The sequence below is a fragment of the Collinsella aerofaciens genome, from assembly GCF_027679495.1.
Taxonomy (GTDB): domain Bacteria; phylum Actinomycetota; class Coriobacteriia; order Coriobacteriales; family Coriobacteriaceae; genus Collinsella; species Collinsella aerofaciens_AK.
Genome location: NZ_JAQEKC010000001.1, coordinates 175,414 through 186,828 on the forward strand (window position 1 = coordinate 175,414; position 11,415 = coordinate 186,828).

The 11,415-nt window shown below is 59.1% G+C and carries 10 protein-coding genes; 8 read left to right on the forward strand and 2 right to left on the reverse strand.

Going from position 1 to position 11,415, the window contains the following annotated elements; genetic code table 11:
* The first annotated feature begins 183 nt into the window (after nt 1-183).
* Complete coding sequence (locus PGW49_RS00885; protein WP_040358938.1) at nt 184-1,212, forward strand: LacI family DNA-binding transcriptional regulator; 1,029 nt, start codon at nt 184-186, stop codon at nt 1,210-1,212.
* A gap of 276 nt (nt 1,213-1,488) precedes the next feature.
* Here the strand turns inward: PGW49_RS00885 and lacG are convergent, their stop codons facing one another.
* Both lacG and PGW49_RS00895 read right to left on the reverse strand, forming a co-directional pair.
* Nucleotides 1,489-2,928: a 6-phospho-beta-galactosidase gene (lacG, locus tag PGW49_RS00890; protein WP_270225039.1), complete on the reverse strand. Its 1,440-nt coding sequence runs from the start codon at nt 2,926-2,928 to the stop codon at nt 1,489-1,491.
* A 66-nt stretch (nt 2,929-2,994) separates the two neighbouring features.
* Nucleotides 2,995-4,761, reverse strand: a complete 1,767-nt coding sequence (locus PGW49_RS00895; RefSeq protein WP_195543946.1) for a PTS transporter subunit EIIC — start codon at nt 4,759-4,761, stop codon at nt 2,995-2,997.
* Between the two features lie 357 nt (nt 4,762-5,118).
* Between PGW49_RS00895 and PGW49_RS00900 the strand changes: the two genes are divergently transcribed.
* From PGW49_RS00900 to PGW49_RS00930, 7 genes are all read left to right on the forward strand, one after another.
* Entirely contained in the window at nt 5,119-6,123 is a 1,005-nt protein-coding gene (locus PGW49_RS00900; RefSeq protein ID WP_270225042.1) for a LacI family DNA-binding transcriptional regulator, read from the forward strand.
* A gap of 214 nt (nt 6,124-6,337) precedes the next feature.
* A complete protein-coding gene (locus PGW49_RS00905; RefSeq protein WP_055252615.1) occupies nt 6,338-6,676 on the forward strand; it encodes a PTS lactose/cellobiose transporter subunit IIA in 339 nt (112 codons plus the stop codon).
* A gap of 300 nt (nt 6,677-6,976) precedes the next feature.
* Nucleotides 6,977-7,948: a hypothetical protein gene (locus PGW49_RS00910; RefSeq protein WP_270225044.1), complete on the forward strand. Its 972-nt coding sequence runs from the start codon at nt 6,977-6,979 to the stop codon at nt 7,946-7,948.
* 308 nt (nt 7,949-8,256) lie between these two features.
* Nucleotides 8,257-8,685: a galactose-6-phosphate isomerase subunit LacA gene (gene lacA, locus PGW49_RS00915; protein ID WP_006234830.1), complete on the forward strand. Its 429-nt coding sequence runs from the start codon at nt 8,257-8,259 to the stop codon at nt 8,683-8,685.
* Between the two features lie 63 nt (nt 8,686-8,748).
* Nucleotides 8,749-9,273 carry a galactose-6-phosphate isomerase subunit LacB gene (gene lacB, locus PGW49_RS00920; RefSeq protein WP_006234831.1) on the forward strand — a complete coding sequence of 175 codons (525 nt, stop codon included), beginning with the start codon at nt 8,749-8,751 and terminating at the stop codon, nt 9,271-9,273.
* Nucleotides 9,274-9,392: 119 nt separating this feature from the next.
* Nucleotides 9,393-10,274 (forward strand): aldose 1-epimerase family protein, encoded by an 882-nt coding sequence (locus PGW49_RS00925; protein WP_138113291.1) that lies wholly within the window; start codon nt 9,393-9,395, stop codon nt 10,272-10,274.
* 56 nt (nt 10,275-10,330) lie between these two features.
* Entirely contained in the window at nt 10,331-11,266 is a 936-nt protein-coding gene (locus tag PGW49_RS00930) for a hexose kinase (RefSeq protein WP_117746107.1), read from the forward strand.
* Nucleotides 11,267-11,415: the final 149 nt, after the last annotated feature.

Below are 11,415 nucleotides of genomic sequence, written 5' to 3' on the forward strand. Positions count from 1 at the left end.
ATGTATAGAAACAAAACAACTTCAAACAGCCGCGAACGGTTGTATTTGTTCGGTAAGCGGTTTTGATTGACAGAAGTTTTCATGTTGTGGTATATGGCTCGGGTATCATGAGCACGTTATCAATGTATGTACGATGCGCCATGGGCGCGGGGAATAGTTGGGAAGCAGGTTAGCGTGGAAGGCATGGATCAGCAGACAAGGAATGGTCGTTCGGCGAGCGCGGCAGAGGTTGCGGCGCTCGCTGGCGTGAGCCGCCAGACTGTGTCTCGCGTGGTCAACGGTATGCCCAACGTGACGGAAAAGACGCGCAAGCGTGTGCTGGCCGCCATGGAAGAGCTGGGCTTTCGTCCCAATTTTGCTGGAGCGGCGTTGCGCGGCGGGTCGTATCGTTCTATTGGCCTGTGCATGTACAACATCACACGTGTCGGTAACCTGGCGACGCTCGAGGGTATCATGCAAGCGGCGCGCGAGCACGATTTTGCCGTCACTATGATCGAGATGGGCGGCGACAAGCCCTATGCACTTGCCGATGCCTCGCGCCGCATGGTCGAGCGACCCGTCGACGGCATGATTCTCAACATGAACCGCATGGCTCCCGATTTTGAGGAGTTTGTTCCCCAGCCGGGAGTGCGAACGGTCATCCTGTCCATGTATGCGCATCCGCGCTGCACGACGATCGACTCCGACCAGTATGGTTCGTGCGAGCTGTTGACCAATTATCTGCTGGAACATGGTCACTCGAATATGCGGTTTGTGGCGGGTCCGGAAAACTCGATTTCCTCGCGTTTTCGTGAGGCCGGTTGGCGCGATACGCTGGGTCGTGCTCATGTCGATGCCGCTCCGATGCTGCGTGGCGATTGGAGTGCGGACAGTGGGTACGCCATGGGCGAGCGGATTGCGGCCGAGGTGCTTGCCGGCGGGTCGCAGGCGCCGACTGCCGTGCTTGCGGCAAATGACCAGATGGCGCTGGGCGTTATCGCCGCGCTCGAGAACGCGGGCCTGTCCGTGCCCGACGACGTGAGCGTGGTTGGTATCGACGACGCACTCGAGGGACTTGTTCCTCACAATCGGCTGACGACGCTGCGATTTGATTTGCGCGGTGTCGGTAAGCTTGCGTTTGAGGCGGCGATTGGAGAGAGCTCGTCTATCGAGGCGATTCATGTGCCGAGCACGCTGGTCGAACGCTCGACTGTTAGGGACATACGGGGTTAGGTCCTACTCCGTTTGTCTCGATTTGTAACAGGTAGACGGTCAAAAGCGGGCTACGTGTTACAGATTTAGATTCTTCGGAAAGAGCAATCCTGTTCGTCTCAATCTGCAACAGCTAGGACCCAAAAACTCGGCTAGATGTTACAGATTGAGACAAACAGACCCCGAACCGCCCAAAAAGGCCGGGGGCGGCGCGCCGTGTGACGTGCCGCCCCCGGCTGAGAAATGGGGACAGGTTATGTGGGCGGTGCAATTCCGCCAACCGCTTGTCGCAAGCCGCTAGTCCAGACGACGGGTCTGCGCCACGTGCTTGTACCAGTAGGCGCTTGCCTTGGGCGTGCGCTTCTGGGTTTCAAAGTCAACGTAAAAGAAGCCGTAACGCTTGTTGTAGCCATTGGTCCAGGAGAACTGATCCTGCAGGCTCCACAGGAAGTAGCCGCCCACGTTGACGCCCACCTCCATGGCCTTGAGCAGCCAACGCAGGTGCTGCTCGATGTAGTCGATGCGCGGCTGGTCGTCCACAAAACCGTTCTTGTAGGGGTCCTTGTAGCCCATGCCGTTCTCGGTGATGAAGATCTGCTTGTAGTTGGGGTAGCGCTGCTTAATGTAGACGAGCAGATCGAACAGACCCTCGGGATAGATGATCCAGTCCCAGTCGGTGGTGGGGATGCCGGGCTTGTTCACATGCTCGCCAATACCCTTAACGCGCCAGCGGCCGGTGCCCTTCTCGCCCGTACCGTTGTGGTGCAGGTCGTTCTCGCCGTCGTAAGCCTTCAAGAAGCGGCACTGGTAGTTGTTAACGCCCAGGTAGTCGTTGTAGAGCGCGGCCTCGCGCATAATCTCGAGGTCCTCGCCCAGGATCTCGATGGTGCCGCCCGAGACGGCAGCCAGGCGGTTGGCGCACTCGAGGGTGTCGGGGGCATAGTCGCCGCGGAAGGTGGCGTCGAGCAGAAACTGGTTCTGCAGCACGTGCTCGTTGTTGGCGGCTTTGATGTCGGCGGGGTCGTTCTCGTTGAGCGGATACTTAAACTCCAGCGACTGAATGACGCCGATCTTGCCCTTAAAGCCGCCGTTGTGGAAGGCCAGCACGGCCTTGGCGTGGGCGAGCATCATGTTGTGCTCGCACTGGAAGGCCTCGGCCAGATGCGCCTTGACGCCACCGGGGAAGGTGCCCTCGATGTAGGTGTTGGAGGCGTCGGCCCAGATCTCGTTAAAGGTGAACCAATAGGTCACCTGGTCGGCGTACTCCTTAAAGCAGAAGGTGGCAAAGTCCACAAAGGCATCGATGGTCTCGCGGTTGAGGAAGTCGCCCTTCTCAAAGAGGGCAAGCGGCGTGTCAAAGTGATGCAGCGTGACGAACGGCTCAACGTGGTGCTTGTGGCACTCGGCGAAGAGGTCGTGGTAGAACTGGACACCCTCGGGGTTGATTTCGCCGGTACCGTTGGGGAAGATGCGGCTCCAGGCGATGGAGAGGCGGATGCCGTTGATACCGAACTCCTCGCACAGCTCCAAGTCGACGGGGTACTGGTTGTAGAAGTCCGAAGCGGGATCGGGGGAGAAGCGCCCCTGGGCCTCCAGGAAGTCGTCCCAGGCAACCTTGCCCTTACCGTGGGTGCGGGTCTCGCCCTCTACCTGGTAGGCAGCGGTGGCGCCGCCAAAGACAAAGTCCTCGGGAAACTGCGCGGGCGGGTTGGTGACGCTAGCAGGGTTAACGGACATGATGATCCAATCGTCTAAATCGAAGGGCCAGCCGGCTGTGGATGGTCGGCTGGCCCTGAGCGTTACTTACTTCGAAAGCTGCTCGGAGACGAAGGCGAGAGACTTATCGCCGTTCTGGGAGAGCTCGATATACTGCTTGCCACGGCAGGCGACGCACTTGTTGCCCACGCGCTCGCAGTCCTTCTGCAGGTCGGCCAGGTAGCTTGCGGCCTGCGGGGCCAGGACGACCAGATCGAAGTCGGGGAGCATGTCCACGTGGTTGCCATAGGCCTCGGCAGCGGTCTCAAGATCAATGCCGCGCTCCTTGGCGGCCTTGGCCAGCGCGTTGGCGAGCAGGCCCGAGGTTCCGCCACCCTGGCAGAGCACGAGTACGCGCTTGCCGTTGAGGTCGCTGGCGGTCGTTGCCTCAACGGCGACAGCGGCGGGAGCATCGGTCTTTACAGCCTCGGCAGCGGCGCCGGCGGCAACGCTCTTGGCATCGGCCTTGCCCTGGAAAGCGTCGTTGAGCTTGGCGGCCTTCTCGGCGTTCTTGGCGGCGAGCTCCTCCTGGGAGATCTCGGCCTCCTCGGCGCACTTCTGGGCGTCATAGGCGCGGAAGAACGGATAGTACAGAGCGAAGTCGACGACCAGGATAAGGGCGAGCATCACAAAGGCGAGCGGCTGGAAGCCCAGGCCCATGATAGTGCCGATGGGGCCGGGGACGGTCCAGGGCAGGGTGTACATAAAGCCGTTCATGCCCAAGAAGTCGATAAAGATCTTGAGGATCCAGATGTTGGCGATCGGGGCAAAGACAAACGGGACAAAGAAGACGGGGTTGAGCACGATGGGCGCGGCGAACAGCAGCGGCTCGTTGACGGCAAAGCAGACGGGGACGATGGCGGCCTTACCGACGGCGCGCATCTCCTGAGACTTGGCCAGGAAGCAGAACATAAAGACCAGGACGAGCGTGGCGCCGGTGCCGCCCATGCAGACGACGAAGTACTGGGCACCCTGGGTCAGGACAGCGGAAGCGTGCTGGCCAGCCTGGAACGCAGCCAGGTTGTCGGTCATGTTGGCAACGAGGGCGGCGGCGATGGCGGGCTCGACGATCGAGGGGCCGTGGACGCCCACGAACCAGAACAGGCTCATGGCGCCGTAGATCACAGCGAGGCCGATGTAGCCATCGGCAGCGGTGAACAGGGGCTGGAACACCTGGATGACGCCCTGGGCAAAGCAGAAGCCAAAAGCAGCGCGGAAGGCGATGTCAAAGACCCAAAAGACGGTGATGCAAACGGAGAAGGGGATGATGTCCTTAAAGGTCTGCGAAATGTTGGGCGGAACCTGCTCGGGCATCTTGACGGTGATGTTGCGCTTAATGAAGAACTTGTAGATGATGCCAGTCACAAACGCAGCGATGAAAGCGGTCAGCAGGCCCTTGGAACCAAGGTAGGTGGTGTTGAAACCGCTGGCGGCGTCCGTGGCGATCGTGTCGCTCGAAAGGAGCAAGAAGCCGATGATGGCCGCGCACATGCACGAGATGAAGTTGATCTGGTTGTTCTTGGGCAGATCGCGGTTCTGAGCGTCGGCGAAGTGCTTGGCCGTGGTGGCGGCGCAGGCGATGGCCAGGATGCCCATGGAGTAGTTGTAGCACTTCCACAGGGCGTTGTTGATGTCATCGGGCCAGTAGAAACCCCAGATGTTGGGGACCGAGGCTACCAGGCAGAAGATGGACGAGAAGATGATGATGGGGATGACGGAGATAAAGCCGTCGCGGATCGCCTTGAGGTACTTGTTGCGGGCGATCGCGTTGAAAAAGGGCTGGCCCTTTTCGATGATGGCGATGAGTTGCTCCATGCAATGCTCCTAAGAGTCGGTGGGTTAGCAACGATGGTAGCTTTTGACTTTCGGTTGCCAAAATGTTGACGTTGCCATTTTGTGACACAAAAAAAGAAGCGAACCGGTGGTTCCTGTGCCTGCGAACCGTCGATTCCTTACGCGTAAACGTTTGAGCCGCCCGGTGGCTCTGTGTTTGCACAATGGCAACGTTAACATTTGGTCGACAAAAGCCGTTTGGGGAAGCAAAAATGTCGGTGAACGGTAGGTTTTGGGTGGTGAGCGTATGGTGGGGGAGGCGTTGGATATACTTGAAGGCGGTAAAAATGACTGCGCAAGGTGCCATCAATGGCATCGTTGACATAGAAAGATCGACCTATGGCCGCTGTTAAAAAATCGGTATCCGTTAAGGATGTGGCGCGTCTCGCGGGCGTCTCGGAGCAGACGGTCTCGCGCACCGTGCACGATTCGCCCAGCGTGCGCCCCGAGACCAAGGAACGCGTGCGTGCCGCCATGCGCGAGCTGGGGTATCGCCCAAACTTTGCCGGTCGATCGCTGCGCCGCGGTAAGTTTAAGACCGTCGGCGTCGCCATGTTCAACATTACCGGCACCGGCAACCTCGACCGTATGGAGGGCTTTGCCGCCGCGGCCGACAAACACGGCTATGCCATCACCCTCACTAAAGTAGACGGGCATCCGTATACCCTCGAGAGCGCATCGTCACGCATGAGCGCACTGCCAGTGGACGGTATGGTTGTGATCATGAATCGCATGCCGGCGGACTTTGGCACCTTCGAGCCGCTACCTGGCATGCAGACGGTGCTCGTTACCATGCTGGAGCACCCGCTCTGTTCAACGGTCGATAACGACCAGTTCGATTGCTCGCGCCAGGTGGTCGAGTATTTGCTGGGGAGGGGGCACAAGACTGTGCACTTTATCTCATGCCCCGAGCGCTCGCTTTCGGGCATGCGGCGCGAGGAAGGCTGGCACGAGACATTGCGCGCGCATGGCATTGAGCCCCCGCAGCTCGTGCGCGGCGACTGGACGGCACAGAGCGGGTATGCCGCAGGCCAGGCTCTGGCGGATGATCCGACCTGCACGGCCATTTATGCCTCCAACGATGCCATGGCATATGGCTGTATCCGTGGGCTCGAGTCGCGCGGGAAGTGCGTGCCCCAGGACGTGAGCGTGGCGGGTGTTGACGATAGTCTGGGCGATATCGTGCCCGACCGTCGCCTGACCACGGTGCGCTTTGACAACAAGCGCGTCGGCATGTGGGCGGTCGACAAGATTGCCGGCGCCGATGGGGGTGCGTCTGGCGTGGAGCACATGCTGATCCCCGGTGTGCTCGTAGAGGGCGATACGGTGCGCGATTTGCGTTAGGGTGCGGTCCTGTTTGGGTTGTCACTAACTGTGTTCGATATTGTTCAGATTGGTTTAAAAACCGTTCACGGGCGAAAAGTGACCGTTCATAGCTTGAAATTGCGTTTTGCGCTGTTCTTTTTTGTTTGAATGTTAATGTTTCTGTCATACAGAACGCAGCGCGTATGCCCGGACGCGATGCTCTCCATTGGTTCATATGTGAAAGGAACGCAATATGGCAACCAAAGAAGAAATCTCGATGGTTGGATTCGAGATTGTCGCATACGCAGGTGACGCCCAGACCGATCTGCTTGCAGCGCTCGATGCTGCTCGCGAGGGCGATTTTGAGAAGGCCGAACAGCTGCACAAGGATGCCAGCGATGCACTTATCGGCGCCCACGACACGCAGACCAAGCTGCTTTCGCAGGAGGCCGGCGGTGGCGAGATGGAGATGACCTTCATCATGGCTCACGCTCAGGACACTCTCATGACCACTATGATCCTGGAGAAGCAGGCCCGCTTTACCATCGATGCCTACAAGCGCATCGCCGAGCTCGAGGCCAAGCTCGCCTAACGAGCCCTCACAACCAAGTCCCCTTCCAAAAGCTCTGCCGCTACCCGCGGCAGGGCTTTTTCTGTCCTCCTCCAAGTTGCGGTGAAATAGGGACTGAATAGGGGCCGACGGGCGCAAAACAATCCCTATTCCACCGCAACTCATCCGGAGATAGTCATTGGGGACAGTCTTGGTGCGCTCTGTTCGTCTTCCCGTTCGTTTTTTGCTCGGTGGGTATACTTCCTTTCGCATTAAGCCCCGGACTGAGGAGGTATCCAAATGCCGGATAACGGGTCAATACAAAAAAGAGACGCGCACGAGATGGCTCATGGGCGTCCTGTCCAGATAACCGAGCACACGACGGTAACCGAGCTGCAGCCCAGTCTGTCCGATGTCGTGTGCGCAAACAAAAAGCTGCAGATTGGCTTTATCGTTGCGCTCGTGGTACTGGCGCTGCTGTCGGGCTTTGTAGCTCGTCCGCATTTCGCCGATACCAAGACTTGGGACTCCACCATCGAGGTCATCGACCAAAAGAAGGGTAACGTACTGGCGCTCACGACCTCGTGCGTGGCGCTGTCTGCGGGCATTACCGCGCTGCCGGGTGATACGGGAACGCCGGTTGCCGAGCAGCTCGCGCAGCTTTCAGGCAACCTTGGTATCGTGCTTGCCGTGCTCTACCTCGAGAAATACCTGCTAACCATTTTGTGGTCGGTTGGCTTGGGCATCTTAATCCCGTTTGCGTTGGTGCTCTTTGCGGTGTCGCTCGGCATTCGCGGGCGCTGGAGCACGAGCGCTGTCCTGCGCCGTGTGGCGACACGCGTGCTGGTAGTTGCCGTGATCGGCATGGCGTTGGTGCCTGCAAGCGTTTGGGTGTCGCAGAAGGTCGATGAAACGTATCGAGTGAGCATCGAAGCGGCCGAGCAAAAGGCGGCCGACGCTGCGGGTACGGCAAATAGTGATAGCTCCAAAGCAAGCAAGAAAAAGACCGAGTCCACAGAGTCCAAGAACGTGCTTGAGCAGCTTGCCGACGGTGCCTCAAGCCTGGTCACGTCGGTAACCAGTGGTGCCAAGCAGATGACCGACGAGATCGTGCAGCAGGTGACCGACCTTATCGAAGGCGTCATCGTGATGATCGTGACCTCGTGCGTGATTCCATTGCTGGTGCTCGCGGCGTTTTTGTGGCTGGGGCACACCCTGCTGGGGATTGATATTTCCGGCCCGGCGAACTATTTGACGGGTCGCTTTCTGAGCGCTCCGTCCAAGCACGCCAAAAAGGGCGGGCAGTCCGAGTAGCTAAAACAGCTGTATATACCGGGGAATACCGCCGAAGGGCGGCCGAGACACGTTCTCGGCCGCCCTTTTGTTTGTTGAATACGTGGCAGGGTGGGCTTTCCCCGATTCCAAACGGTCAGCAATCATCCGCGAACGGTATTTGTTCAAAAAAGAACAAAGACAAACAAATAATTCTTGCAGTTGATGTTCGAATGTGTTCAAATAAACATGAACAGTGAAGAACCGCACATTCAGATGCCCGGACCTGAACGCGATTCAACACTTCCAAACAGAAACTACGCACCTGCGTATCTCTCAAGGAGGATGTCATGAGGGTTGTAATCGCTTCCGATGCCGACGGTATGTCGATGAAGGAGTCCATCAAGGAGATGCTCATCGCCGACGGTCACGAGGTCGTCGACTATTCCGAGACTCCTGCCGCGGACTTTGTCGATTCCGCGACCGCCGTTGCCAAGGACCTGCTGGAGCACAAGGATTCCCAGGGCTTCGCATTCGATAAGTACGGCGTCGGCTCCTATATGGCCGCCGTCAAGATCAAGGGCATGGTCGTCGCCAACATTTCCGACGAGCGTTCCGCTTACATGACCCGCGAGCACAACGGCTCGCGCATGGTCACCATGGGCCCGGGCGTTGTGGGCACCGAGGTCGCCAAGAAGATCGCCCGCGAGTTCCTGCGTGCCCAGTACGCCGGCGGCCGTCACCAGATCCGTGTCGACATGCTCAACAAGATGGCCTAACGAGAGCCACCGAGAACTCGAACTTCTACCTCAACTTGTGAATTCAGACGAAAGGACGTTCTGATGAAGAAGACCATCGCAATCGGTTGCGACCATATCGTTACGGACGAGAAGATCTATCTGGCCGACCGCCTGGAGCAGGCTGGCTACAAGGTGCTCGACTGCGGCACCTACAGCCACACCCGTACGCACTATCCCATCTACGGTAAGGCCGTGGGCGAGGCTGTCGCCAGCGGCAAGGCCGATTTTGGCGTGGCCCTGTGCGGCACCGGCATCGGCATCACCAACGCCGTCAACAAGGTTCCCGGCGCCCGCTGCGCCCTGGTCCGCGATATGACCTCTGCCCTGTATGCCCGTCGCGAGCTCAACGCCAACATCGTGGGCTTTGGCGGCAAGATCACCGGCGAGTTCCTGATGGCCGATATCATGCTTGCCTTCCTGGAGGAGCCCTACGAGAAGACCCCCGAGCACGATGCCCTGATCGCCAAGATCGATGCCTGCAATAAGGCCGATGCCGAGGCTCAGGCTGACCCGCACTTCTTTGACGAGTTCCTCGAGAAGTGGGACCGCGGCGAATACCACGATTAGCGGGTATCCGGCGTAATTAACTAGTCCGTTAACGGCTCGCGTTTCTGTGAGGGGGCGCGAGCCGGTTTTCTATCAGCCCTATTGACTTGGCGGGCTGTCGTAAGAAAGGGAAGGCTCCTATGGAGTTTGTTCTTGATAACGGTTCTGTTCGCGTGGTACTGAGCACGGCTGGCGGATCGTTCACTTCGATTAAAGCCAACGGTCGCGAGTACCTGTGGCAGGGCGATCCTTCGGTCTGGTCGGGCCAGGCACCCATTTGCTTCCCGATCTGCGGCGGCCTTCGTGATGGTCACGCAATGACCATGGGCGGCCGCGAGGTAAAGTTCGCCCGCCACGGCTTTGCGCGCAAACAGGAGTGGAAGCTCGAGGAGCAGAGCGACAACATGGTTGCGCTGAGTCTAAGCTCTGCCGACCATGCCGAGTTGCTCGAGCAGTACCCGTATCCGTTTAAGATCGTTGCTCGTTACACGATCGATGCGGAGAAGGTGGCCGTGTCGTACGAGGTGACCAATGAGGGCACCGAGGACATGCCGTTCTTTGTGGGCGGTCACCCTGGCTTTAAGTGCCCGCTTGACGAGGGCGAGTCCTATGACGACTACGAGCTCCGTTTTGAGCAGCGCGAGGCCGCCGAGCTCTGTACTGCCGTTCCCTCGACGGGCCTGATTGATGTTGAGCATCGCAGCAAGAACCCGATGGTTGGCCATGACCTGCCGCTGACCCACGAACTCTTTGACTTCGCGGAGACCATCTTTGACGTGCTCGAGAGCCGCGTGGTTACGCTGACCAAGAAGACCGAGGACAAGGGCGTGCGACTGACGTTCCCCGATATGCCGTACCTGATTGTGTGGAGCAAGCCCGAGGGTGACTTTGTGGCCGTGGAACCGTGGGGCGGCCTGTCCACCTGCTCCGACGAGGACGATATCCTGGAGCACAAGCGCGGCTGCCTGGTGGCCAAGCCGGGGGAGACCGTTACCCGCGGCTTTGAGATCGAGATCCTTTAACGAGCTATCGTATGTTTGGGGCCGCGCGTGTCGTGCCCCGGAAACAGGAGTTCAATATGATTCTGACCGTTACCATGAACCCGTCGATTGATACGCGCTATCAGCTCGACAAGCTGATCATCGACGATGTAAACCGCGTGACACCCGAAAAGACCGCTGGCGGCAAGGGCCTTAACGTGAGCCGTGTGCTGCTGCAGTTGGGCGACGATGTGCTCGCGACCGGTCTGCTCGGCGGCCACATGGGTGCCTATATGGCCGAGCTTATGGATGCCGACGGCGTCAAGAACGACTTTGTGCCCATCGCCGGTGAGACGCGCATTTGCCTGAATATTCTGCACGAGGGTAATCAGACCGAGCTTTTGGAGAGCGGCCCGCAGATCGCCCCGGCCGAGCTCGAGGCCTTTACGGCAAAATTCGCCGAGCTTGCAGCAAAGGCGGACGTTGTGACGCTTTCGGGCTCGCTGCCGCGTGGTGTCGATGCCGGCTACTATGCCGAGCTCGTCAAGATTGCCGAGGAGGCGGGCGCCAAGGTGCTGCTCGACACCTCGGGTGCATCGCTGGAGGCCGCGCTGGAGTCCGACGCTAAGCCTGAGCTCGTAAAGCCCAACCTGACCGAGATTAACGGCCTGCTGGGTACGTCCTTTACGACCGATGATGTCGATGCCCTGCGCGAGGCGCTTGCCGCCGATGACCGTTTTGCCGGTATCCCCTGGGTTGTCGTTTCGATGGGCGCTGCCGGTTCGGTGGGCTTCCATGAGGGCCGCGCGTTCCGCGCCAAGACGCCCGCGATTGCGGCTGTGAACGCGACGGGTTCCGGTGACTCGACCATTGCCGGTTTTGCGCATGCCATTGCTGCTGGTGCCGACGACGTCACGGTGCTCAAGACCGCCAATACCTGCGGCAAGCTCAACGCCATGGATCCCAAGACCGGCCACCTGGTCATGGACCGCTGGGACGAGGTCTACAACAGCGTTGTCGTGACTGAACTGTAGGGTTACGCGGTTTTACCAAACCGCGTAACGGCGCGACGCTGCAAACGCCCCTAAGCGGCAATCTGACGTTCAATCGTCGGGCATGACCAAAAGGTCAATGCCCTCCTCTTTCACGTCACCTTGCTCGCTTAGGGGCGTTTTCGCTCATA